The organism is Oerskovia flava, assembly GCF_026163685.1.
Taxonomy (GTDB): Bacteria; Actinomycetota; Actinomycetes; order Actinomycetales; family Cellulomonadaceae; genus Oerskovia_A; species Oerskovia_A flava.
Genome location: NZ_JAOXSR010000012.1, coordinates 30,744 through 54,590 on the forward strand (window position 1 = coordinate 30,744; position 23,847 = coordinate 54,590).

The window sequence follows — 23,847 nt, forward strand, 5'->3', positions numbered from 1 at the left end:
GGTGCTGCGTCAGCTCGGCGGCCGGGGTTCACGGTGTGCTGAATACAGCACACCGTGTATCGTCATGCCCCATGGAGACGGTCACCCTCACCCACACGGCGGCGCTGGTCCGGCTCGGGTACGCGCTGTCGGACGACACCCGGGCGCGGATCCTGCTCACGCTGCGGGAGGCGCCGGCGTACCCGTCGGACCTGGCGGACGCGCTCGGCGTCTCGCGCCAGGTGATGTCGAACCAGCTCGCCTGCCTGCGCGGGTGCGGGCTGGTCGAGGCGATCCCGGACGGGCGTCGCACCTGGTACCGCCTCGCCGACCCCCACCTGGCGCCCGCGCTGAGCGATCTCCTCCAGCTCGTCGTGACGGTCGACCCGACCTGCTGCTCGTCCGACGGGTGCACGTGCGCATGACACCGGTCTCCCTCGGTCCTCGTCCCCTGTCCGCCGCCCGGCGTGCCACCCTCGAGCGCCGCGTCCGGTGGATCGTCGCGGCGACGATCGGCTACAACGTCGTCGAGGCGGTCGTCGCGATCACCGCCGGCCGCATCGCGTCGTCGGCGGCGCTCGTCGGGTTCGGGCTCGACTCGCTCGTCGAGGTCCTGTCCGCCGCTGCGGTCGCCTGGCAGTTCTCCGCCCCCGACCCGCGTCGGCGCGAGCGCACCGCGGTGCGCATCATCGCGGTCGCGTTCTTCGCGCTCGCGCTCCTCGTCACGGTCGACGCGGTGCGGACGCTGCTGGGAGCCGCCGAGCCGGACCACTCGACCGTCGGCATCGTCCTCGCCGCCGTGAGCCTGGTGATCATGCCGTTCCTGTCGTGGTTCGAGCGCCGAACGGGCCGTGAGCTCGGCTCGGCGTCCGCCGTCGCGGACTCCCACCAGACCCTGCTGTGCACGTACCTGTCTGCCGTCCTGCTCGTCGGCCTCGTGCTCAACTCCACCCTCGGGTGGACCTGGGCCGACCCTCTCGCTGCCCTCGTGATCGCGGCCGTCGCCGTCAAGGAGGGCCGCGACGCGTGGCGTGGCGACGCGTGCTGCACCCCCGCGGGAGCGCTGCTCACCGGCACCGAAGTCGACGCCTGCGCCGACGGCTGCTGCGGCCCTTGACTCCGCCCTTACGTCATAGTTGTAGATGGAGGCATGAGACCACTATCCGTTGCATATCTGTCGTCCTACCTGCTCTCCATGCTCGGCAACGCGATCGCAGCCGTCGCCCTCCCGCTGATCGTCCTGCAGGTCACGGGCAGCGTCCTCGGGGCGGGTGCGGTCGCAGCGGCGACTGCGATCCCGGCCTTCCTCGCAGGCCTCCTCATGGGGGTGGTGATCGACCGGATCAACCGGCGCACGTCGTCGGTGGTCACGGACATCGTCTCCGGGCTCGCGATCGCGGCGCTGCCGGTGATCGACATGATCTCCGGCCTGAGCCTGGGCTGGTTCATCCTCTTCGGAGTCATCGGGTCGATCGGCGACGTGCCGGGCCTGACCGCCCGTGACGCGCTGGTCCCGGCGATCGTGCGGCACGGCGGCATCACCGCTGAGCGCCTCATCGGTCTGAAGGAGAGCCTCGGGGCGGTCGCGATGCTGCTCGGCCCTGCGGCGGCCGGCACGCTCATGGTGCTCTTCGACGGGTCGACCGTCCTGTGGATCACCGCCGGCACCTCGCTCGCGGCTGCTCTCATCACGATGTTCATCCCTCGCCGGGTCGGCGAGATCACCACGACCTCCGACCTCGCGGCGCAGGACGTCGCAGCGGGCGTCCCGCAGGCGACCAGCGGCTGGTCACAGCTCCGGGACGGCTGGCGCGTGCTGCTGCGCAGCCGGTTCCTCGTCGCGACGACGACGATCAGCGTCATCGTGGCGATCGTCCTCGCGGCGCTCCAGGGGCTGGTCCTGCCCGTGTACTTCACGATGATCGACCGGCCCGGGATGCTCGGGTTCGTGCTCACGGCGCTGGCCGCCGGGATGCTGCTCGGCGGCGGGGTCTACGCCGTCGCGGGCTCTCGCGGCCGACGCCGCGCCTGGTACCTCACGGGGCTCGCGGGGTCGACCGTCGGGTTCGCGATGATCGCCCCCCTGTCCTCGATGTGGGTCGTCCTGGCCGGGGCGTTCGTGGTGGGTCTCTTCGGCGGGCTGTTCAGCAGCCTCATGGGTGTGCTGATGATCGAGCGCATCCCGGAGGACATGCGCGGGCGGATCATGGGCACCCAGAACTCGATCATGACCGCCGCGACACCGGTGGGCATCATCGTCGCCGCCGTCGTCATCGAGTCCACGAGCGTGCAGACGGCCGCGATCGTCATCTCGGCCGTGTGGCTGGTCGCGCTCGTCGTCGGGCTCGCGGCGCGCTCGCTGCGTACCCTGGAACGCGAGTCGGAGCAGACGGCGGAGGTCGAGACGGTGGGTGCCAGCAGTGCGTAGCAGCGAGCTCGCCCGCCTGGCCGGTGTCACCGTGCGCACGCTGCGGCACTACCACCAGGTCGGTGTGCTCGAGGAGCCGGAACGAGGTCTCAACGGATACCGCGACTACGACGTCCGCGACCTCGTCCGGCTCCTGCGGATCAAGCGTCTGGCGTCGCTCGGCATCCCGCTCGACCGGATGCCCGCGCTGCTCGACGACTCGGCGGACAGCACCGACGTCGACCCCGCGGGGGGTGCCGACGCGCTCCTGGAGGAGCTGGACCGGGAGCTGGCCGAGCAGATCGACCGGCTCTCCGGCCAGCGGGCGGTCATCGCGCAGCTGCGCGGTCACCGGGTCTCCCCGGACGTGCCGCCCGAGCTCGCGCCGTTCTTCGCGGTGTTCGCCGCCACCGGCCTGACGCGCGAGCTGCTGACGATCGACCGCGACCAGTCCGTCCTCCTGGCGCACTTCGCGGGCGCGGAGGGGATGGCGCAGCTGACCCACTTCTACGAGCGGCTCTCCGCCCCGGACCTCGTCGGGGAGGTGGCTGCCGTCACCGCACGGTTCGCGCGCCTCGGGCCGGGTACGAGCGAGCAGGAGATGGCGAGCCTGGTCGAGGACTTCGCCCAGACGTTCCAGGGCGTCATCGCCGAGCTCGGCGAGCTGGACCCGCCGCTCGATCTCAGCAGCTCCGCCGTCCTCGTCGAGGACTACGCGGCCGAGGCGCTCAACCCGCAGCAGCGGCAGGCGATGGCCCTGCTCGTGGCCCGGTTCGACCCGCCCGACGCCTGACGCGCGGGTCAGCCCGCCGCGCCGGTCTCCACCGCGTCGACGACATCGCCCGGCAGGCTGTCCCGCGCGCTCTCCAGGAGGACGGAGTATGCGGTTCCCGCGCCGTCCGTGCGAGCCTCCACGACCGTGCCCGTGGGGTCCAGGCGCAGTACGGCGTCCGTCGTGACGAGGAACGCGTCGTCCGAACCTGGGTCAAGGCCGTCGACCGTGAATCCCCGGAACCCGAGGCTCGTCGGCGGGCTCGCCGGCGGCTCGGCCGCACGACCGAGCGCGTCGATGGCGGCGACCACAGCCTCCGCTTCGTCGTCCGCGAGGCCCCACGAGGGGTTCTCGCGACCGGAGTAGACGTCGGCGGTCACGGTCGCAGCATCGTCGCCGGCTCCCGAGCACGCACCCAGAGCTGCGACGACCGCGAGCGGCAGCACGGCGCACGCCGCGCGCCTCACCGCCTGGCTCACGCTGCGGCCTCGCCCGCGGCGACCGTGCCGGTGCCGACGAGGGTGGTCGCGTCGACGGTCGCCAGTCCGCGGTGCTGGAGCTCGGCGAGGTAGCGGACGCGGACGTCCTCGCGCTGGGCGTCGTCCAGGTCGGCGACGAAGCCCCGGTAGCCCGAGCCGACGACGAGGCGCCACGCGAGGTCGTCGTCGAGCCGCAGCGTGTGCGGCGCCTCGTGCACGGTGACGTCGCCGAGCCCGAGTCCGGTGAGCCACTCGCCCCACGCGTCGACGGTGTTCACGCGCGAGATCAGGGGGGTCTCGCCGTCGCTGTCGGCCTTGAAGGGATCGGGAACGCCCACGACCTCGGCGAGCGCCGAGCCCACCGGCTCGATGGCGCCGCGCCGCCAGATGGTGAGCGCGGCCCGCCCGCCGGGCCGGGCGAGCGAGAGCAGGTGCCGTGTGCCGGCCTCCATGTCGGGGAAGAAGAAGACGCCGAGCACGCACTGGACCAGGTCGTAGGTGGCGGGCCGGCCCCAGGTGGTGGCGTCGGCCTGGACGGTGTGCAGGTGCGGCAGGCCGCGGGCGCGCTCGCGCAGGATGCTCAGCAGGCCGGTGGAGAGGTCGACGGCGTCGACGTGCCCGTCGGGCCCGACGGCGCGCGCGGTGGGCATGGCGCTCGCACCGTCCCCGCAGCACGCGTCGAGGACGCGTTCCCCGGACGCGGGACGGCTGACGGCGAGCGTGCCGTGCGCGACGGGTTCCCACAGGTCGGGGCGCAGCCGGGAGAAGTCGGTCGCTGCGGCGTCGAACGCGGCGGTGAAGTCCTCGGTGCCGGGCATGACTCCACCCTACGGGTACTTGCTGAGAATGAAAATCAGTATGTACAGTCACCGTCGAGTGCGTCTGTCTCCGACGCGCAGCGCATGACGTCGCCGCCCGGGTATGGCGGCCTAGAGAGGAACTCCCTGTGCACTCCCTCGCTCGAACGAGGCCGCTCCTGGCGATCCTGGGCGCGTTCGCCCTGCTCGCCGGCCTAGCGGTCCCCGCCAGCCTGTCCCCACCCTCAGCGGCTGCCGTCACCACGACGGCCGCCGTGCCCGACCGCGAACGTGTGCTCACGCACGGGCACGTCGACGGCTTCGAGGTCACGTACGACGCCGGGAGCGGCAAGGTCGTCCTGAGCGTCAAGGACGACACCCGCATCTACGAGCCCGGCTCGGTCTACTGGGCCCCGGAGGTCACGACCTTCGCGTACGAGGACGAGCGCTCGACCATGACGCTGCCGCCCGCCGCGGGTCCGTGGGCCTTCCTCGGTGTGCACGGTGAGACCCGGGCGTGGCTCGGGAGCCAGACCGGCGGCGACCAGGGGTACGCCCCCTGGGTCGGCTGGAGCACCGAGCGGCTCCGCGGGAGCCTCGACGGCACGGGGATCACCCCGGCCTCGGGCTCACCGGTCTCGCTCGACGTCCGCATCGACGGCCCGGGCGACGTGTTCGCGTTCCAGAACGGGTCGTTCGGCGAGCCGATCAACCGGTACGTCGACACCACGACGTCGGCCGGTGGGACCATCCCGGTCACCTCGAACGCGCACGTCCACACGAACTGGATCTTCACGGCCGAGGGCGACTACACGCTCGTCGTCACGCCGTCGCTCGCGACGACCGAGCACGGCACCATCGCCGGTGACCCCGCGACGTACCACGTCCGCATCGGGGAGCGCGCGCCCGAGCCGGTGACCACCTCGGTGTCGGTGACGGCCGACGCGCCCGAGCACGTCGAGGGTGACACGGCGACGTTCACCGCGGCGCAGGAACCCCAGACGGAGCTGTCGACGTACCGCTGGGAGATCGCGCCCGCGGGCAGCGACGAGTTCGCCCCGGTCGAGGGTGCGACGTCGGACACCTACGAGCGTGGGATGACCCTGGCCGACGACGGCGCCCGTGTGCGGGCGGTCCTGCTCGACGGCGAGCGCGCCGCGGGCACGTCCGATCCGGTCACGCTCAGCGTGGCCCAGGCGGCGCCGGCGTACGTCCTGACGATCGAGGGCCTGGAGGACGGGTACATCTCGGGTGACGACCTCCGTCTCGACGCGGTCCTCGAGCCCGCGGCGGACGGCGTGACGTACCGGTGGGAGCGCCGCGACGCACAGGACACGGACTTCACCCCCGTCGACCCGGCCGTCGACGGCCCGACGTTCTCGACGACGGTGACCGCCGACCTGGAGGGGACGGCGTTCCGCGTCGTCGCGCTGGACACCGAGGGCGCCGAGCTCGCGACGTCGGGGCCGGTCGAGGTCGGCGACGTCGGCGACGAGCCGGGCCCCGACCCCGAGCCGGTGACCACCAGGGTCACGGTGTCGGCCGACGCGGCCGAGCACGTCGAGGGCGAGACCGCGACCTTCACCGCGTCGCAGCAGCCGCGGACGGAGCTGTCGACGTACCGCTGGGAGATCGCCCGCTCGGGCAACACGTTCACCCCGGTCAAGGGGGCGACGGCGGCGACGTACGACCGGAAGCTGACCCTGGCCGACGACGGTGCTCGGGTGCGCGCGGTCCTGCTGGACGGCGAGCGTGCCGCGGGCACCTCCGCTCCGGTCACGCTCGCAGTCTCCGCGAAGCCCGCGCCGCAGCCGACGCCCGGCGAGTCCGAGCCGAACCGCGAGTTCGTGCTCTCGCGGGGCCACGTCGACGGCTTCGAGGTCACGTACGACGACGACTCGGACGACCTCACGCTGTCGATCAAGGACGACACCCGGATCTACGCACCGGGCTCGACCTACCGCTCGCCCGAGGACGTGACCATCGCGTACGAGGACGAGCGAGGCGTGCAGCGGCTCCCGACCGCCGACGGCGTGTGGTCGTTCCTCGGTGCGCACGGGGGCAAGGACGCGTGGATCGGGTCGCAGACCGGCGCCGACCAGGAGTACCTGCCGTGGGTCGGCTGGAGCACCGAGCGTCTGCTCCCGTCGCTCGCGGGCTCCGGGCTCACCCCCGCGTCGGGCTCGCCGGTGACGCTGAACGTCACCGTCGAGGGCCCGGGCGAGGTCTTCACCTTCCAGAACGACTCCTTCGGCAACCCGATCAACCGCTACCTCGACACCACCAGGTCCGCGAACGGCAGCATCCCCATCACGGCGAACGCCCACGTCCACACGAACTGGGTCTTCACCGCCGCTGGGGACTACCACCTCACGGTGACTCCGAGCCTCAAGACGACCGCAGGCCGGACGATCTCGGGCGAGCCTGCGGACTACCACGTCCGGGTCGGCGCCTACACGCCGCCGTGGGAGCCGCTCACGGACGAGGAGCTGACGGAGGGCAACCGGGGCGACCTGACGCTCGACGCCTCCTCGTACGAGCTCGGTGACCTCGCCGAGGCGTCGTCTCCGTCGTTCACCGACGGCCAGGAGCTGGTCGCGTACGTCTACTCCGAGCCCACGAGCGCCGGGACGGCCTCCGCGCAGGCAGGTGCCGTGCTCGTGACGATCCCGACCTCCGTCGGGACGGGGGCCCACAAGCTCGCCGTGTACGACTCCGCGAGCGGCGAGCTCGTCGGGTGGGCGCCGTTCACGGCGACCGCGGCCGGTGGGCCGGGCTCCGGCGGTGGCACGGGCGGCGGTACCGGCGGTGGCATCGGTGGCGGTGCCGGAGCGGGCGGGGGAGCGGGCGGCGTCGGCTCGCAGCTCCCCGGTGCCGCCGGGTCGGCAGCGCCCGACCCGTGCGTGCCCACCCCGGTCACGAGCCAGGTGAAGTCGGCGGCCCCGGGCGGGATCTCCGACGGTCACTTCGACTTCGGCTCGCGCGTCGAGGACGGCGAGCTCGTCGCCTCCGTGAAGGACGACCGCAAGCAGCCCGCGAGCTGGGTCGCACCGAGCTCGCTGACGTTCCGTCTCGGCGACGCGTCGAAGGACGAGGTGCCCGCAGGCGGGGACTTCTCGTTCCTCGGCGCTGCCGGTACGCCGATCTGGTCGATCGGCCAGGTCCAGGAGTCCGGTGTGCCGTGGCTCGGGTGGAACACCCAGCACCCGACGCTCGTCGAGGCCGCGACCGGACCGGTCACCTACACGCTCGACGCCGTCGACGGTCCCGGAAAGCTGGGCGTCTACGCGACCGGCAACTTCGGCGGCGTCGGCGCGAAGTACTTCGGGACCATGGACGGCTTCCCGCGGAGCACCTCCGTCCCGCTCAACCAGCACGTCCACGGCAACTGGGCGTTCACCGAGCAGGGCGTCTACAAGGTGACCTTCACCCTGTCCGTCCCGGTCGCGGGCGGCAGGACCCTCTCGGACACGGCGACCCTGACGTTCTCGGTGGGGGACAGCTCCGGCACCACCACGAAGACGACGTACGTCGGCAAGACGGCGTCCGGTGAGAGCTGTGAGCTGAGCGCGGAGCAGCGGGCGGCGCTCGCGACGACCGGCGCCGACCCCCTGTCGGCGCTCGCGCTCGGCGCGCTGCTGCTCGTCACGGGCAGCGCGATGTACGGGGTCTCGCGACGGCGTCGGACCGGGTCGGCCGTCTGATCGTGGCGGTCCCCCCTCCCGCCGACCGGCGGCGGCACCTGTGCGGTGCCGCCGCCGGCCTGGCGGCCCTGACCCTCGCGGGCTGCGCGCTCGCCACGCCCGGTGACTCCGGCGACTCCGACGGCATCAGCGTCGTCGCGACGACCGGGGTCCTCGCCGACCTGGCGCGCAACGTCGTCGGCGACCGTGCCACGGTGACCTCGCTCGTCCCCGACGGCGGCGACCCGCACTCGTACGAGCCGTCCCTGCGCGACGTGCGCGACGTCGTCTACGCCGACGTCGCCTTCAGCAACTACATGCTGCTGGAGGAGCACAACATCATCAAGATGCTCGACGCCAACCTGCCCGACGGCGTCCCGAACGTCTCGCTCGCGGAGTCCGCGGTGAAGTACGCCGCCGAGATCATCCCGCTCGTCGAGAACGTCAACCTCGACACGATCTGGCTCGGCCTGGCCGTCAGCGGCACCGGGGAGCAGCACGGCGCGACGCGATCCTCGGACGTCCTGCTGCGCGCCACCGACCTCGACGGTCCCGGTCAGCTCACGGGCTATCTCACCGAGACGTTCGGGCAGCCCCGCATCTACTTCGACTCTGCGGACGGGTTCGACGGGTCGGACGTCGTGACGCTGCCCACCGACGCCCACACGCACATGAGCTGGACCTTCTCGGAACCCGGTGTCTACCGCCTCACGCTGGCGGCCGAGCTCCTGCCGACACCCGAGGCGGACCCCGTCGCGATGGGCTCGTCGACGGTGACCTTCGCCGTCGGCATCGACCCGTACTCGGTCTCGGGCGCCCAGGGCGCCGAGGTGCTCGACGGCGGCCACGCCGACCTGTCGGTGCAGCTCGACGCGGGCGAGATCGTCGTCGCCTCGGACTCGTCGGACGACGTCGGCGGTCACCACCACCTGCACGACCCGGACGAGACCGTGATCTCGATCCCCAACAAGGCGCTGGCGCCTGTCCCGGCCGGGCAGGACTTCCGCTTCCTCGGCCGGGCGGGCGAGCAGATCTACCAGCTGCCCCAGGCGGTGCTGGGCAAGCACGTGCACGGGGAGATCGACCCGCACCTGTGGCAGGACGTGCGCAACGCCCAGGCGTACGTCGAGATCATCCGCGACACGCTCGTCGCGGCCGACCCCGAGGGCGCCGACGAGTACCGGGCCAACGCCGACGCCTACCTGCGGACGCTCGAGGAGACCGACGCCTACGTCCAGGCGACGATCGCCGAGATCCCCCGCGAGCGGCGGTACCTCGTCACGACGCACGACGCGTTCGCGTACCTCGGCGCCGCGTACGACCTCGACATCGCGGGGTTCGTGACCCCGAACCCGGCGACCGAGCCCAGCGTGGCCGAGCGCGCCAAGCTCACGCAGACCGTCCGCACCCTCGAGGTCCCGGCCGTCTTCCTCGAGCCCAACCTCGCCGCGCGGTCCTCGGTGCTCACGGAGGTCGCGAAGGAGAACGGTGTGCAGGTGTGCCCGATCTACTCCGACGCCTTCGACGCCGAGGTCACCACCTACGTCGAGATGATGCGCGCGAACGCCGACTCGTTGCGCCGCTGCCTCTCCTGAACCTCCACCACCGAAGGACAGACATGACACCCCGCACCCTGCGGCTCCTCGCACCGCTCGTGCTGGCCGGGACGCTCGCCGCAGCCCCTGCCACCGCGACCGCCGTCCACACCGACACCGACCCCGGCCTCGACCAGAGAGTCGGTGCCGACGAGGAGACGGTCGACGGCCGCGAGGTCGTGGCCCAGGGCCACGTCGACATCGGACCACGCTTCCTCGACGGGACGTGGACGCTCCAGGCGCGCGACGACCGCCAGGTCCCGCCGGTGTGGCGCTCCACCGAGGAGACGGTCGTGCACGTCGTCGACGAGTCCGTCCTGCCCGCCCCGGAGAGCCCTGACTTCGCGTTCCTCGGCGTCGAGCCCGAGACGCCGCTGTGGGTCGTACCGCAGGTGCAGAACCAGGAGGTGACCTGGCTCGGGTGGAACACCCAGGACCCGGAGGTCACCGAACGGATCGACCGCGGTGCGACGCTACGGCTCGACGGCGTGGACGGACCGGGCGCGTTCTTCCTCTTCCTCCAGGAGGGTGTCACCGGTCCGCCGAACGTGCTGTGGAACTCCGGCGAGGCCTATCCACAGGACCTGTGGATGGAGGTCAACACGCACGTCCACGCGAACTGGGTCTTCACCGAGCCCGGTGTGTACACGTTCGACGTCACGGTCCTCGCGGACCTCACCGACGGCTCGCAGGTGGAGGACTCCGGCGTCCTGCGGTTCGCGGTCGGCACCGAGACGGACCCGCAGACCGCGTTCGCCGCAGCCGCGACGGAGGAGGAACCGGCCGACGAGTCGCCGGAGACACAGGACGCGGGAGCCGACGACACGGCCGAGAGCCAGGCGCCGCAGGCCGTCGCCACCGAACCCGCCACCGATCCGGCCGACGCCGACGGCTCGCAGGACTCCGCCGTCTCGACCGTCGTGCTCTGGGGTGGCATCGCGCTCCTCGTCCTGCTCGCGGCCGTCGTCGCGACGGTCGTGCGCGGCCGCCGCGCGCGAGCGCTCGCCGAGCTCGAGGCCGACCAGGCCGGGGGCGGGTCGTGACGACGTCCGCGACCACCGCCACGCCCGACCGGGCGGTGGCTTCCCCGGCCGAGGCGCCCTCGCCGGAGGCCGCGGTCCTGCGCGTGCGGGACGTCGCGGTCGAGCTCGGCGGCCGACTGGTCCTGCACGACGCGAACCTCGACGTGCGGGCCGGTGAGCTCGTCGGGCTCATCGGGCCCAACGGGGCGGGGAAGACGACGCTGCTGCGCTCGATCCTCGGTCTCGTGCGCCGCCGGTCGGGCGAGGTGCTGGTGGACGGTGCCGCTGCGCGCGGCGCCTCGACCTCGATGGGCTACGTGCCCCAGCGGCACGAGTTCGCGTGGGACTTCCCGATCTCGGTCGAGGACGCGGTGATGTCCGGCCGCGTCCGGCGGATCGGGTGGCTGCGCCGGGCCGGTGTCGCCGACTACCGCGCCACGCGCGAGGCGCTCGACCGCGTCCGCATGACCCATCTGCGCAAGCGTCCTGTCGGCGAGCTGTCCGGTGGTCAGCGCCAGCGGGTCCTCGTGGCCCGCGCCCTCGCGCTCGGTCCGGGGGTGCTGTTGCTCGACGAGCCGTTCACCGGCCTCGACGTACCCACGCAGGAGCTCCTCACCGACCTCTTCGCCGAGCTGGCGCGCGAGGACGGCAAGGCCGTCCTCATGACCACGCACGACCTCGTGGCGGCGATGCACGCCTGCACGCGCATCTGCCTGCTCAACCGCACCGTCGTCGCGACGGGCACCCCTGCCGAGCTCGACGACCCGGCCCTGTGGATGCGGGCCTTCGGCATCTCGCAGACCTCGCCGCTGCTCTCGGCGCTCGGCCTCTCCACGACCGACCGGAAGGCGGACGCGTGATCTCCCTCGGCGAGTTCATCCAGGACTTGCTCAACCCCGACCTCGCGTTCCTGCCCAAGGCGCTGCTCGTCGCCGTCATGTCGAGCGTGGTCTGCGGCGTCATCGGGTGCCACGTCGTCCTGCGCGGCATGGCCTTCATCGGTGACGCCGTCGCGCACGCCGTGTTCCCCGGGCTCGCCATCGCGTTCGTGCTCCAGGGCTCGCTCGTGATCGGGGGAGCGGTGGCGGGCGTCGTCACGGCGGTCCTCGTCGCGGTGTTCTCCCAGAACCGCCGCCTCAAGGAGGACTCCATCATCGGCGTCTTCTTCGTCGCTGCCTTCGCGCTCGGCATCGTCATCATCTCCACAGCACCCGGCTACGCGGGCTCGCTGCAGCAGTTCCTGTTCGGGTCGATCACCGGCATCCCCGACGAGGACGTCTACGTCGTCGCGATCGCCGGGGCGATCCTGCTGCTGGTCGCCTTCCTCCTGCACAAGGAGTTCGTCGCGGTCAGCCTCGACCGGGAGATGGCCCGCTCGGCGGGGCTGCCGGTCTTCTGGCTCGACCTCGCGCTCTACGTCCTGGTGACGATCGCGATCGTCCTGTCCGTGCAGACGATCGGGAACATCCTGGTCCTCGCGCTCCTCATCACGCCGGCCGCGGCCGCGCGCCTGCTCACCGACCGGCTCGGACTGATGATGTTCCTCGCGCCGGTGATCGGGGGAGCGTCCGCGCTCGTCGGTCTCTACCTGTCGTGGAGCCTCGACCTGCCCGCGGGCGGCACGATCGTGCTCGTGGCGACCGCCGTCTTCCTCGTGGCCTGGTTCTTCGCCCCGCGCCACGGACTGCTCGCACGACGGCGCCGGCACGGCTCGGCCCGCACCCCCGAGCAGGAGGCGGAGAACCAGGGCGTGGCGGCCGGGGAGCGGGCCACGCTCGGCGGGGTCCCGACGGGCTGAGCCGCAGGCATCCTGTCACGACCGGACCTCCGGTGCGCCCGTACCTCGTGCGGCCCACCACCGTGCGTCCCAGGTCGTCCTCGCGGACGACTCGGGCGTCCCCGCCGTCGGGCAGGATGGTCGCCGTGACCGACGCCGTCCCGCCCTCCTCGTCCGCGCCCTCCGCCGCCAGGACCGTGGGTCCCTCGACGGTCGACCTCCTCGTCCTCTGGGCTGGTATCCCGGCGCTCGGCGCCGGGCTCGCGTACGGGGTGCTGCGCCTCGCGGGCTGGTACACCGGTCTGCCGTGGGCACCCTTCCAAGGACCCGCGCGTCTCGTCGACGAGCTGCTCGGGGAGCGCGGAGCCCTCGGGGTCGCGATCGCCCTCGGGCTCGGGGCGCTCGCGGGCGCGGTGTTCGCGGGCTTCGCGCGGCGAGACATCGCGGTGGTGACGGTCGCACCCGAGCGGGCGAGCGTCGTCCTGCACGGCACGGCGACGGAGCTCGACCGGGCGGAGGTGACCTCCGTCTACGTGGACCGCAAGGCGCTCGTCGTCCTCGGAGGTCCGGACGGTGCCGGTGAGCTCGCGCACGCGGTCACGGAGCTGGGGACACCTCGCCTCGCCGACGCGTTCCGTGCCCAGGGCTGGCCGTGGTGCGACGAGGACCCGTACGCGGGCGCGCTGCGCCGCTGGGTCCCCGGCGACGAGAGCCTCCCGGCGAGCGCCGACGCGGTGCTGCGGGCTCGTGCGGTGATGCTCGAGGCGGGCACGTCCGACGACGTCGCCGACCTGCGCCGTGAGCTCTCACGGCTCGGCGTCGTGGTGCGTGACGTCGACAAGAAGCAGTACTGGCGCCCTGCGCGCCCGGGAGGGGTGCGGGGCGCCGGTACCGCGTGACGGAACCGCGGCTCAGTGCTCGTCGTAGTGGTCCTCGTGGGCCGCGTGCTTGTGCCCGTCGTGCACGTAGTCGACGTGGTCGCCGTGGTCGACGGACTCGTGCCCGCATTCCGGGCCGTGGGTGTGCTCGTCGGACGAGTGCTCGGCCTTCGCCTCGTGCTCGTCGTAGTGGTCGCCGTGCACGGCGTGGCGGTGGGTGCCGTGCAGGAAGTCGACGTGGTCGCCGTGCTGCACGGACTCGTGCCCGCAGCCGTCGCCGTGGGTGTGCTCCGCGACGCTGTGCTCTGCGTGGGTGTCGGTGGTCATCGTCCGGTCTCCTCCGTGTCGTGGTCTTGCGCGGCGCGCACCGCGGGAACCTCCTGGACGTGCGCGAGAGCATCGGCGACGACGTGGGACACGTGCGTGTCCGCGACGCTGTAGACCACCTCCCGGCCGGTGCGGGTCGCGGTCACCAGGCCGCCCTGTCGAAGGGTCCGGAGGTGCTGGGAGACCAGCGGCTGGGACAGCCCGGTGCTCTCCGTCAGCGCCCCCACGGTCCGGGGCTCGTCACCCACGAGGTGCAGCAGCCTCAGTCGTGACTCGTTGCCGAGGATCCTGAAGAGCTGCGCGGCATCCGCGAGGCCTTGCTCTGTACGCACAGCAGCAGTCCACCACACATATAAACATATTGCAATATTACTATGTCTTGATGATGGTTCTCAGATGCCTCTCCGTCGCTACGCGTGCGCGGCATCGCCGACGAGGTGACGGTGGACCGCGGCGACGTCCGCCGCGGCGACCGGCTCCCCGGGCCTGACGGCGCAGTCGTCGAGCCGTGCCCGCAGGCGAGGCAGGTCCATGCCTGCTCCGATGCACACGAGCCGGCTCGTCCGGCCCTCGGGTGCCCGTCGGGTACGGCTGAAGCGGACCTGCCGGCCGACCACGTGCGCGACGACGAGGTCGTCACCCTCGGGCGTGGCGAGCCGCAGGACGCCCTTGGCGCGGAACATCCCGGCCGGCCGGTCGTCGAAGAGGGCCGCGACTCGCCCCGGGTGCAGCGGGACGTCGCTCACGAGCTCGAGCGAGTCGTACTGCCCGTGCACGTGCGGGCCGTGGTCCACGCCCTCGTCGTCCCGCCCATGAGCCTCGTCGCCACCGTGAGCCTCGTCGTCACCACGGTCGTCGGTCCACGCGGCCGCGACGCCGAGCGTCGGCTGCCAGGGTCCGCGCCGGCGGGGTGGCGCGTCGAGCAGGAGGAGCGGGTCCACGCGCCCCTCGATCGTGCGCACCAGCGGTGCGTCGGGGTGGAGCGCGCGGCAGCGGCCCTCGACCTGGTCGATCGTCCCCGCCGCCGCGTCCGCCTTGTTCAGCACCACGACGTCCGCCGTCGCGAGCCGCCTGGCCACCTCGGGATGCCGGTCGAAGGTGGTGAGGGCCTCGGACGCGTCGACGACCTGGACGAGCGCCGCCACGTGCGCGCCGGGGTGGATCGCGACGCGCCGGGCGAGGGTGGCCGGGTCCGCCAGGCCGCTGGCCTCGAGCACGACGACGTCCACGTGGGCGGTCGGTCCCGTGAGCCGGTCGAGCATCGCGGGGAGCTCGTCGTCCTCGGCCGCGCAGCACAGGCAGCCGCCCGTGGAGCTCTCGATCGACTCGGCGCCGCCGGTGATCAGCAGCGGGTCGATGCCCGTCCGACCGAAGTCGTTGACGATGACCGCGATCCGCGAGTCCCCGGCGCTCGCGAGGAGATGGTTGACCAGTGTCGTCTTCCCCGCGCCGAGAAAGCCGGCGACGACCACCACCGGGACGGTGCGCGGCGTGGTGGGGCGAGCCATCGGTCGATGATAGTGCTTCTCATCTGCAGGCGGCGGCGTCCTCGAGGAGCTCGAGCAGCTGCGGCGCGGGGGAGGCGGACCGGTCCCACGGGCCGGTCACGACCGACACCACCCAGTGCGGCGCCCGGTCCTCGGGGACCGCGACCTGGACGAGGCGCGCGGCCTGCGGCTTCGCGGCGACGTGCCGCGGGACGAGGGCGATCCCGAGCCTGCGGTCCACGAGGTCGAGCAGCGTGTGGACGTCGTTCACGGTGAACCGGACGCGCCGGCGCACACCGTGGACGTCGCACGCGGCGTCGTTGAGCGGCCGCACGCCCCACGAGTCGTGGAAGTCGATGAAGTCCTCCCCGGCCAGGTCCTGCCACTCCAGGCGCGACCGGCTCGCGAGCGGGTGCTCCGGCGGGCACAGCAGGACCAGCGGCTCGCTGCCCAGCGTCCGCTGGGAGAGCGAACCCAGGTGGTCGGTGGTGGCGACGAAGGCGACGTCGAGGTCGCCGTCGCGCACCTGGGTGAGCAGCTCGTGCGAGCCGGCCTGGACGAAGTGGATCTCCACCTGCGGGTAGCGCCGGTGGAAGCGCTCGAGGAGGGCCGAGACGTCGAGCACCCCGAGGCACTGCTCCGACCCGACCCGCAGGGCGCCGGAGAGCTCGCGGGTCGCCTGGACGACGGCGTCGCGCGCTGCCGCGGCCTGCGCGAGCATGGACCGGGCGTGCGGCAGCAGCGCCAGGCCGGCGTCCGTCGGCCGGACCCGGCGCGTCGTGCGGGTGAAGAGCACGGTGCCGAGCTCGTTCTCGAGGCTGCGGACCGCCGCCGAGAGGCCGGACTGGGACACGCCCGTCACTGCGGCGGCGCGGGTGAACTGCTCCTCGTCCGCCAGGGCGACGAGGTACTCCATCTGGCGCAGGTCCATTCATCGCTCCTGGTCATGAATCGAAGAACCACTAGTTGTTGGACTTCTAGGTTACGGGTTCCTACCCTCGTGGACGACGGGTCGTGCCCGAGCCGGGCACGACCTCTCCCGATCACGAAGCGAGGAAGCTCCTATGCAGCACCGCACTCTCGGCGACCAGCAGGTCGGCGCGATCGGCCTCGGCGGGATGCCCCTGTCGATCGAGGGACGCCCCGACGCCGAGCGCTCCGTCGCGACGATCCACGCCGCGCTCGACGCCGGCGTGACCCTCATCGACACCGCGGACGCCTACCACCGCGACGGGGGCGAGGTCGGGCACAACGAGGAGCTCATCGCCCGGGCGCTGGGGTCCTTCGGCGGCGACACCTCCGACGTCCTCGTCGCCACGAAGGGCGGCCACCTGCGGCCCGGCGACGGCACCTGGACCCGCAACGGCGACCCGACGTACCTCAAGCAGGCCGCCAAGGCGTCGGCCCTGCGGCTCGGCGTCGACGCCATCGGCCTCTACCAGTTCCACCGCCCGGACCCCGAGGTGCCCTACGCCGACTCCGTCGGCGCGCTGGGCGAGCTCCTCGACGAGGGCGTGATCCGGATGGCCGGGATCTCGAACGCCGACGTCGCGCAGATCGACCTCGCGAACGAGGTCCTCGACGGGCGGCTCGTCTCCGTGCAGAACCAGTTCTCGCCGCGCTTCCGCTCGAGCCAGGGCGAGCTCGAGCACTGTGCGCAGCTCGGGATCGCGTTCCTCCCGTGGAGCCCGCTCGGCGGCATCGCGAACGCCGGGGAGCTCGGCGCGCGGCACGCCGCCTTCCGGGAGGTCGCCGACGCCCACGGGGTGAGCGTCTACCAGGTGACGCTCGCGTGGGAGCTCGCGCTCGCGCCCGTCGTCGTCCCCATCCCCGGCGCCTCGCGCCCGGCGAGCATCCAGGACTCGGCGCGTGCCGTCGACCTCCACCTGAGCGCGGACGAGGTCGCCCGCCTCTCCGCCGCGTGAGCCTGCCGACGACCCGTCCGGCCGGCACCCATCCCACCAGTCCACAGGAGCACTCGTGAAGACCTTCACCCTTCCCGGGACGGACATCACCGTCCCCAACGTCGTCCTCGGCCTCATGCGCATCCAGGAGAAGTCGGACGAGGAGGTCCGTACGCTCGTGCGCACCGCCCGTGACGCCGGCATCTCGTTCGTCGACCACGCCGACGTGTACGGCAGCGACCTGCACGGGTGCGAGCGCCGGTTCGCCGAGGCGCTGGACCTCACGCCCGCCGAGCGCGAGGCGACCGTCATCCAGACCAAGTGCGGGATCGTGCGCGAGGGCCCGTACTTCGACTTCTCGTACGAGCACATCATCGAGTCGGTGCACGGGTCGCTCGAGGCGCTGCGGACCGACTACATCGACATCCTCCTGCTGCACCGGCCCGACGCCCTCGTCGAGCCCGAGGAGGTCGCCCGCGCGTTCGACGAGCTCGCCGCGGCGGGCAAGGTCCGGGCGTTCGGCGTCTCGAACCACACCCCGCGCCAGATCGACCTGCTGCGCAAGCACGTGCAGCAGCCGATCGTCGTGAACCAGCTCCAGCTGTCCGTGACGCATGCGCCGCTCGTGACCCAGGGCGTCGCCGCGAACATGCAGGCGCTGGACCAGTCCGTGGTCCGCGACGGCGGCGGCCTGCTCGACTACTGCCGCCTGAACGACATCACCGTCCAGGCCTGGTCGCCTTTCCAGGCAGGGTTCTTCGACGGGGTCTTCCTCGGCTCGCCGCGGTTCCCGGAGCTCAACGCGGTGATCGACCGGCTCGCGGCCGCCTACGACGTCCCCGCGATCGCCATCGCGACGGCGTGGATCACCCGGCACCCGGCGCGGATGCAGGTCGTGCTCGGCACGACGAGCCCGGAGCGGGTGGCCGGTGCCGCGCAGGGCTCCGAGATCCTCCTGACCCGGGCCGAGTGGTACGAGCTGAGCCGCGCCGCCGGGTACACGGTTCCCTGACCTGCGGGGATGTCGGAGGCCACCTGTACTCTCGGCGTGCGGTCACCTGTACGTGACCCACGATCGAGGAGGACGACGATGCCCACCACCCCCGCGCCTGCGGACGATCCCACGACCGGACCCCCGGCAGGCGGCGGACCGGGAGCCGCGTTCGTCGAGCACTTCGCCTTCCTGTGCGCGGGGGAGGACGACCGCGGGCTCCTGCGCGGGCTGGCCGCGACGGTGCGGAGCTTCGAGGTCGCGGACGACGGCTCGGCGCACGCCGTCCTGGGGTGGGTCGGCGAGCCGCACGACGTCCGCTGCGGGCCGCCGTTCGTCGGCAGGCCCGCTCCGGGGGTCCCGGCAAGCTACGTCGACGTCGCGCGCACGCACAACGGGATCTCGTGGGAGTCCTACGGTGGGGGGCCGCTCGGCCACCCCGGCCTGGGCGCGGACGGACTGCCCGACAGCGTCGGGGTCTGGGAGCACGACGCGCTCGAGGAGGGCGACAACGAGGAGTTCCTCGCCCGCCTCGGTGCCGCGGGTCTGTCGCCTGCGGACCTGCAGGAGGCGTTCGGCTCGGGCCAGAACTGGATCCTCTTCGACCCCCTGCGCGCGACCACCGGCGGCGAGCACGCAGTGGCGTTCGTCAGCCACGAGAGCTGTGAGTGGGAACCGATGGCCAGCACCGAGGGCGTCGGCTACGGCACCGTCCTGCTGTGGCAGCTCTCCGACTACTTCCTCGACACCGAGCTGATCCACGACACCCACAACTGAGCGGAGTCCTGCTCAGCGCACCGGTACGCTGCTGCGACCCTCTGCCCGGCCGCTCAGCTCCGCGTCGAGCGTCGCCTGCGCGACCCGCATCTGCTCGATGTAGACCGGGTCCTGCATCCGCTGCCACATGAGGTCCTCGGGCACGTCCTCGACGTGGCTGACGACCCACCAGATATTGCCGAACGGGTCCTTGACGCGCCCACCTCTCTGCCCGAACGCGCTGTCTCCCAGCTCGGTCACCACGTCGGCTCCGGCCGCCGACGCCTTGGCGAAGGTCTCGTCCGCGTCCGGCACGAACACGCGTAGCAGGCTGGGCATGACGGGCCACTCCGGGCGGCGGTCGAACGCCAGCACGACGGTGTCGCCGACCCGGATCTCGCCGTGCCCGACGGAGCCGTCCTCGGTCATGACGCGGGCCACCTCCTCGCCGTCGAACACCTCGGCCACGAAGTCGAGGAAGGCACCTGTGTCGTCGGTGACGGCCCACGGGGCGATGCTGGTGTAGCCGGCAGGGGCACTGTTCTGCAGTGCGGTCATGACGATTCCTCTCGGGCTGCTTCTCGCTGTCATCGACGACGATAGAGAGGGTAGAGGTCAGATGCTGTCCTAGACTCTGCACCGCGTGCGGGTTCCGAGGAAGCCGCGATCCCTGACCCGCGGCCGACGGCGCTAGTCGGTCGTCTCGAGGACGCGCACGACGAGTACGTCACACTGCACGGGGTAGGACTCGGCGCACGCCTCGCCGGTCCAGACCTCGACCCGCGCACCGGTGACGAGGGCGTCCCGGGGCAGGCTCTCGTCGTCAGGCCCGACGACGACGGTGTCCTCGGTCAGCAGTGACATGCCCTCGAAGTACTCGTCCGAGGGCTCCGCGAGCGCGGGCCCGTCCGCGACCACCCCGACGACGGTGGGCTCCCCGCCCGGGATCGGGCCGCCGCACGCGGTGAGCGTGACGAGAAGGGCCAGCGGCATGGAGAGAGCGAGCGCGCCACGGCGCGCTCGCTCCCGTCGGTCGAGGGCTCCGGGTCTCATGACCCGATCATGCCCGATCGTGAGCTCAGCGCCGGGTGGACCGGCGGGTGGCCCACGCGTCGACCGACCACACGCCGGGCCCGGTGAGCGCCAGGGCCGCGGCGGCGGCTGCGAGGACGAGGACGAGCTCGTACCCGCCGTCGCCCGCGAAGAACCCGGCCGAGAGGTGGACGAGGAACAGCGCGCCGAGCATGGTGACGGCGTAGAGCGCCGCGACGACGCGCGTGCCGAGGCCGAGCAGCAGGGCGACGCCGCCGACGAGCTCGAAGAGTGCCACCGCCGGACCGGCCACGCCGGCGGCCGGGATGCCCATGTCGCCGAACGCGGCGCCCGTCCCGCTCAGCGTGAACGTGAAGACCTTCTGGGCGCCGTGCGCGATCATCACGATCGCGAGCACGACCCGCAGGACGAGAAGCCCTGCGGCGGTGGCCGACGGGTGGTGGAGACGAGCACGCTGTGCGCGCGAGTGGTCTGGGTGGTCGACGAGGTGGCAGAGCTCGTGGGCATCGGATGATCCTCCGGGAGGCGCTGTCGGACGGCAATAGTTGAAGAGTCAACGATTGCGACGGTATCAGACAGGGTCGTTTCGGGCCTTTCGCCCTGTCTCGTCAGATCTTCGCGGGATCAACCGTCGCCCGGTCGGACGATTCGCCTGCCGTGCCCGCCGTGTCGGTGTGCGGGTGACGTCGTTCGAGGGCGGACCCTTCGACGTCGACGTCGGGCAGGATGCGGTCGAGCCACCGCGGCAGCCACCACGCCTTGTCACCCGCGAGGTGCATGAGGGCGGGGACGAGCAGCATCCGGACGACGAACGCGTCGACGAGGACGCCGAACGCGAGCGCGAACCCGATGGGGCGGATCATCGCGCTGTGCGAGAAGACGAAACCGCCGAAGACGGAGATCATGATGATCGCGGCGGCGGTCACGACGGCCCGGCCGGCTCGCAGGCCCTGCACGACGGCGAGGCGCGCCGGGGTGCCGTGGGCGTACGCCTCCCGCATGCCGGTGCCGAGGAACAGCATGTAGTCCATGGCGAGCCCGAACAGGATGCCGACGAGGATCGTGGGCAGGAAGTTCAGGACCGGGCCGGGGCTCTCGACGCCGAAGACGCCGGAGAGCCAGCCCCACTGGTAGATCGCGACGACGCCGCCGAGCGCCGCGAAGTAGGACAGGATGAAGCCGAGGGTCGCGATGACGGGCACGAAGATCGACCGGAAGACCAGGATGAGGATGATGAGCGACAGCCCGACGACCACGGCGAGGTAGAACGGCAGCGCGCCGGCCAGCTTCTCCGAGATGTCGATGTTGCCGCTCGCGGCACCGGCGACACCGATCGGGTAGGTGCCCTGGTCGCCGTCGAGGGGTGAGAGTCCGCGCAGCGAGTGGACGAGCTCCTCGGTGGACTCGCTCGTGGGTCCCTCGGCCGGGATCACCTGGAACGCGGCGAGCGACCCGTCCTCGGAGCTCCCGATCGGTGCGACGGCGACCACGTCGTCCTGCGCGAACAGGGCCTGCGCGACGTCGACCTGGGTAGCGAGCACGTCCTCGTCCCCGGACGCCACGGGGACCTCCGCGACCACGAGGAGCGCGCCGTTGACACCCTCCCCGAACTCGGTGGCGATCGTGTCGTACGCCCGGTACTGGGTGGAGTCGTGCGACTCGGTGGAGCCGTCCGGGAGGTTGAGCCGCAGGTCGAGGGCGGGGATCGCGATGACGAGCAGCCCGACGACGCCGATGAGCACGCGACCCACGGCCCGCCCGGTCGACAGGGGTCGCAACGCCGGGGTGGCCGGTGCGGTCCCCGCAGGTGCGGCGTCCGGGGCGGCGTCGGTCCGGCCCGACGGCGCAGGGTGCGTCGCGGCGAGCGCGGCCCGTTCCTTGCGGCTGAGGATGCGCTCGCCCACGAGGCTCAGGAGGGCCGGGGTGAGGGTGATCGCGACGAGCACGGCGATGGCGACGCACATCGCGCCGACCGTGCCCATGAGCCCGAGGAACGGGATCCCGGTGACGTTGAGGGCGAGCAGGGCGATGAGCACGGTCGCTCCGGCGAACACCACGGCGTTGCCCGAGGTGCCGTTCGCGAGCGCGATCGACTCCTGGACGCCGTAGCCCTCCTTGAGCTGCCGCCGGTGGCGGTTGACGATGAACAGGGAGTAGTCGATCCCGACGGCGAGGCCGAGCATCAGCCCGAGCATGGGCGTCACGGACGCCATGTCCACCACGCCGGACAGCGACATGGCCCCGAGCGCGCCGATGCCGACGCCGATGAACGCCGTGAGGATCGGCAGGCCGGCACCGATCAGCGTGCCGAGCATCACGAGGAGCACGATCGCGGCGACCGCGACGCCGACGATCTCGCCGACGCCGAGCAGGTCGGGCACCCCGGCCGCGATGTCCGAGGAGAAGTCGACCTGCACACCCTCGACGGGACGCTCCTCGAAGGCCGCGACGACGGCGTCCTTGGTCTCCTGGGTGATGTCCATCTGGGCGTCGGTGAACGAGACCGGGGCGACCGCGGCGCCGCCGTCCTCGGACACGGTGCGGATCTCTGCCGCCATGTCGAGCAGGGCCGTGCCCTGCTCGAGCTGCGCGCCACGCCGCTCGAGCTCGGCCGTCTGCGTCTCGAGCGCGGTGGACTGCTCCTCGAGCGTGGCCAGGCCCTGGTCGATCCGCGTCTGCTGGGCGTCCAGTTCGGCCTCCGCCTGGGCGAGCAGCCCGGCCGCCTCCGCCTGGGCGCGGGCCTCGTCGAGGGCCACCTGCCCAGCCTCGAGCTCTGCCCGGGCGTCGTCGATCTCGGTGCGGCCGGCCTCGATCTGGGCGGCGCCGTCGTCGATCTGCGCGCGCCCGCTCTCGAGCTGGGCCTGCTGCTCCGCACGGTCGGCCTCGGTCGCGAACGGGTTGATCACGGCCTCGACGCCGTCGACGCCGGAGGCCGCCTCGATGACCTCGCCCAGCGCGGTCTGCTGTTCCTCGGTGAACGCGGAGCCGTCGTCGGTCTGCAGCACGACGGTGCCGGTACCGCCCGATGCCGCGGGGAACTCGGTGGCGAGCTGCTCGGTGATCTCCGCCGTCGGGGTGTCCGGGATGGAGAAGCTGTTGGCGAGCGTGCCGCCGCCCAGCGCGAACGCGACGCCGACGGCGACGAGGAGTGCGAACCATGCGGCGACGACGGTACGGGCGCGGCGCGCGGCGGCGCGCCCGACGCGGTAGAGGAGCTCAGCCATGGGGGTCCTTCGGACGAGGGCGGGTCGGTGGAGTGGTGCGGGCTGACCCGTGGCCGTGGCGTGAGGTCTCCAGGAGCTGCTCCAGGAGCTGGTCCCAGGTGCGGCGCGACGCAGGGTCGTCGCCTCCGCCGGTCAGTGCCCACCAGTGGCGGTGGATGACGATCAGACCGCTCACCAGGCCTCCGACGAGGAGGTGGACGGTCAGCTCGTCGGCGCCGGGGTGGCGGCGCAGCATCGCCGCGGCCAGACGCTCGCTCAGCAGGGTGAACGAGTGCAGCAGCAGCACGGCCTGGTGCGCGGACGGCGCGGAGCCCTCCGCACCGAGCACTCGCGTGAGGTACGACATCGGGGCGACGAGGTCGGTGGACCGGAGCGCGTCGGCGACCTCCTCGAACATCGCGGACGACGCGTCGTCGTCGGCCGTGCTCGCGGCGACCGAGGCGCTCGTCGCACTCTCCAGCGCGTCGACCACCGCACCGAGCCGGTCGCTGCACACCGCGGTCACGACGTCGTCGACCGACGCGAAGTGGTTGAACACGGTGCGCCGTGAGACGTCGGCCCGATCGGCGAGCTCGTCGACCGTGAAGTGGGCGCCGTCCCGCTCGTCCATGAGCGCCGCCGCCGCCGTGACGATGGCGTTGCGGTAGCGCGACCGGAGGGCCGCACGGCGATCGGGGGAGGGCTCGGGCACTTACTTACACTAGGTGCACGGATGC

24 protein-coding genes are annotated in these 23,847 nt (G+C 72.3%); 13 read left to right on the top strand and 11 right to left on the bottom strand.

What is annotated here, in order from left to right; translation table 11 throughout:
- Nucleotides 1-71 precede the first annotated feature (71 nt).
- The 4 genes from OHL10_RS16970 to OHL10_RS16985 are packed head-to-tail and all read left to right on the top strand — an operon-like array spanning nucleotide 72 to nucleotide 3,179.
- Entirely contained in the window at nucleotides 72-404 is a 333-nt protein-coding gene (locus OHL10_RS16970; protein ID WP_265523428.1) for an ArsR/SmtB family transcription factor, read from the top strand.
- Nucleotides 401-1,096, top strand: coding sequence for a cation diffusion facilitator family transporter (locus OHL10_RS16975; protein ID WP_265523429.1), 696 nt, complete (start codon nucleotides 401-403; stop codon nucleotides 1,094-1,096). The genes OHL10_RS16970 and OHL10_RS16975 overlap by 4 nt, the downstream gene beginning before the upstream one ends.
- 33 nt (nucleotides 1,097-1,129) lie before the next feature.
- Entirely contained in the window at nucleotides 1,130-2,407 is a 1,278-nt protein-coding gene (locus OHL10_RS16980; RefSeq protein WP_265523430.1) for an MFS transporter, read from the top strand.
- A complete protein-coding gene (locus OHL10_RS16985) occupies nucleotides 2,400-3,179 on the top strand; it encodes a MerR family transcriptional regulator (protein ID WP_265523431.1) in 780 nt (259 codons plus the stop codon). The genes OHL10_RS16980 and OHL10_RS16985 overlap by 8 nt, the downstream gene beginning before the upstream one ends.
- Before the next feature lie 8 nt (nucleotides 3,180-3,187).
- Here the strand turns inward: OHL10_RS16985 and OHL10_RS16990 are convergent, their stop codons facing one another.
- A complete protein-coding gene (locus tag OHL10_RS16990; RefSeq protein WP_265523432.1) occupies nucleotides 3,188-3,637 on the bottom strand; it encodes a hypothetical protein in 450 nt (149 codons plus the stop codon).
- Nucleotides 3,634-4,455 (bottom strand): class I SAM-dependent methyltransferase, encoded by an 822-nt coding sequence (locus tag OHL10_RS16995; RefSeq protein WP_265523433.1) that lies wholly within the window; start codon nucleotides 4,453-4,455, stop codon nucleotides 3,634-3,636. Before OHL10_RS16995 ends, OHL10_RS16990 begins: the two co-directional genes overlap by 4 nt.
- Nucleotides 4,456-4,583: 128 nt before the next feature.
- On the opposite strand from OHL10_RS16995, the gene OHL10_RS17000 reads away from it, so the two are divergent.
- The 6 genes from OHL10_RS17000 (at nucleotide 4,584) to OHL10_RS17025 (ending at nucleotide 13,410) form a co-directional block, all read left to right on the top strand.
- Nucleotides 4,584-8,138 (top strand): TIGR03773 family transporter-associated surface protein, encoded by a 3,555-nt coding sequence (locus OHL10_RS17000; RefSeq protein ID WP_265523434.1) that lies wholly within the window; start codon nucleotides 4,584-4,586, stop codon nucleotides 8,136-8,138.
- Between the two features lie 2 nt (nucleotides 8,139-8,140).
- Nucleotides 8,141-9,712 carry an anchored repeat ABC transporter, substrate-binding protein gene (locus OHL10_RS17005; RefSeq protein WP_265523435.1) on the top strand — a complete coding sequence of 524 codons (1,572 nt, stop codon included), beginning with the start codon at nucleotides 8,141-8,143 and terminating at the stop codon, nucleotides 9,710-9,712.
- 23 nt (nucleotides 9,713-9,735) lie between these two features.
- A complete protein-coding gene (locus OHL10_RS17010) occupies nucleotides 9,736-10,755 on the top strand; it encodes a choice-of-anchor M domain-containing protein (RefSeq protein WP_265523436.1) in 1,020 nt (339 codons plus the stop codon).
- Entirely contained in the window at nucleotides 10,752-11,594 is an 843-nt protein-coding gene (locus OHL10_RS17015) for an anchored repeat-type ABC transporter ATP-binding subunit (protein ID WP_265523437.1), read from the top strand. Before OHL10_RS17010 ends, OHL10_RS17015 begins: the two co-directional genes overlap by 4 nt.
- Nucleotides 11,591-12,532, top strand: a complete 942-nt coding sequence (locus OHL10_RS17020) for an anchored repeat-type ABC transporter permease subunit (protein WP_265523438.1) — start codon at nucleotides 11,591-11,593, stop codon at nucleotides 12,530-12,532. Before OHL10_RS17015 ends, OHL10_RS17020 begins: the two co-directional genes overlap by 4 nt.
- A 125-nt stretch (nucleotides 12,533-12,657) precedes the next feature.
- Nucleotides 12,658-13,410: a YqeB family protein gene (locus OHL10_RS17025; RefSeq protein ID WP_265523439.1), complete on the top strand. Its 753-nt coding sequence runs from the start codon at nucleotides 12,658-12,660 to the stop codon at nucleotides 13,408-13,410.
- A 12-nt stretch (nucleotides 13,411-13,422) separates the two neighbouring features.
- On the opposite strand, the gene OHL10_RS17030 is transcribed toward OHL10_RS17025, so the two are convergent.
- The 4 genes from OHL10_RS17030 to OHL10_RS17045 form a co-directional block, all read right to left on the bottom strand.
- Nucleotides 13,423-13,716 carry a hypothetical protein gene (locus tag OHL10_RS17030; RefSeq protein ID WP_265523440.1) on the bottom strand — a complete coding sequence of 98 codons (294 nt, stop codon included), beginning with the start codon at nucleotides 13,714-13,716 and terminating at the stop codon, nucleotides 13,423-13,425.
- Complete coding sequence (locus OHL10_RS17035) at nucleotides 13,713-14,048, bottom strand: ArsR/SmtB family transcription factor (protein WP_265523441.1); 336 nt, start codon at nucleotides 14,046-14,048, stop codon at nucleotides 13,713-13,715. Before OHL10_RS17035 ends, OHL10_RS17030 begins: the two co-directional genes overlap by 4 nt.
- A 78-nt stretch (nucleotides 14,049-14,126) precedes the next feature.
- Nucleotides 14,127-15,224, bottom strand: a complete 1,098-nt coding sequence (locus OHL10_RS17040; RefSeq protein WP_265523442.1) for a CobW family GTP-binding protein — start codon at nucleotides 15,222-15,224, stop codon at nucleotides 14,127-14,129.
- A 19-nt stretch (nucleotides 15,225-15,243) separates the two neighbouring features.
- On the bottom strand, nucleotides 15,244-16,134 hold the full coding sequence (locus OHL10_RS17045) for a LysR family transcriptional regulator (RefSeq protein ID WP_265523443.1): 891 nt from the start codon (nucleotides 16,132-16,134) through the stop codon (nucleotides 15,244-15,246).
- A 133-nt stretch (nucleotides 16,135-16,267) separates the two neighbouring features.
- Here OHL10_RS17045 and OHL10_RS17050 point away from each other — a divergent pair, with 133 nt between their 5' ends.
- The 3 genes from OHL10_RS17050 to OHL10_RS17060 all read left to right on the top strand — a co-directional run bounded on the left by OHL10_RS17050 (nucleotide 16,268) and on the right by OHL10_RS17060 (nucleotide 18,875).
- Nucleotides 16,268-17,128, top strand: a complete 861-nt coding sequence (locus tag OHL10_RS17050) for an aldo/keto reductase (protein ID WP_265523444.1) — start codon at nucleotides 16,268-16,270, stop codon at nucleotides 17,126-17,128.
- Between the two features lie 55 nt (nucleotides 17,129-17,183).
- A complete protein-coding gene (locus tag OHL10_RS17055; RefSeq protein WP_265523445.1) occupies nucleotides 17,184-18,119 on the top strand; it encodes an aldo/keto reductase in 936 nt (311 codons plus the stop codon).
- Nucleotides 18,120-18,197: 78 nt separating this feature from the next.
- Complete coding sequence (locus OHL10_RS17060) at nucleotides 18,198-18,875, top strand: hypothetical protein (RefSeq protein ID WP_265523446.1); 678 nt, start codon at nucleotides 18,198-18,200, stop codon at nucleotides 18,873-18,875.
- A 12-nt stretch (nucleotides 18,876-18,887) separates the two neighbouring features.
- On the opposite strand, the gene OHL10_RS17065 is transcribed toward OHL10_RS17060, so the two are convergent.
- From OHL10_RS17065 to OHL10_RS17085, 5 genes are all read right to left on the bottom strand, one after another.
- Nucleotides 18,888-19,412, bottom strand: a complete 525-nt coding sequence (locus OHL10_RS17065) for a VOC family protein (protein WP_265523447.1) — start codon at nucleotides 19,410-19,412, stop codon at nucleotides 18,888-18,890.
- 132 nt (nucleotides 19,413-19,544) lie between these two features.
- On the bottom strand, nucleotides 19,545-19,907 hold the full coding sequence (locus OHL10_RS17070; protein ID WP_265523448.1) for a hypothetical protein: 363 nt from the start codon (nucleotides 19,905-19,907) through the stop codon (nucleotides 19,545-19,547).
- Nucleotides 19,908-19,932: 25 nt separating this feature from the next.
- Nucleotides 19,933-20,289 (bottom strand): DoxX family protein, encoded by a 357-nt coding sequence (locus OHL10_RS17075; RefSeq protein ID WP_322645583.1) that lies wholly within the window; start codon nucleotides 20,287-20,289, stop codon nucleotides 19,933-19,935.
- 226 nt (nucleotides 20,290-20,515) lie between these two features.
- Nucleotides 20,516-23,131 (bottom strand): MMPL family transporter, encoded by a 2,616-nt coding sequence (locus OHL10_RS17080; RefSeq protein ID WP_265523449.1) that lies wholly within the window; start codon nucleotides 23,129-23,131, stop codon nucleotides 20,516-20,518.
- A complete protein-coding gene (locus OHL10_RS17085; RefSeq protein WP_265523450.1) occupies nucleotides 23,124-23,822 on the bottom strand; it encodes a TetR/AcrR family transcriptional regulator in 699 nt (232 codons plus the stop codon). The genes OHL10_RS17080 and OHL10_RS17085 overlap by 8 nt, the downstream gene beginning before the upstream one ends.
- Between the last annotated feature and the right edge of the window lie 25 nt (nucleotides 23,823-23,847).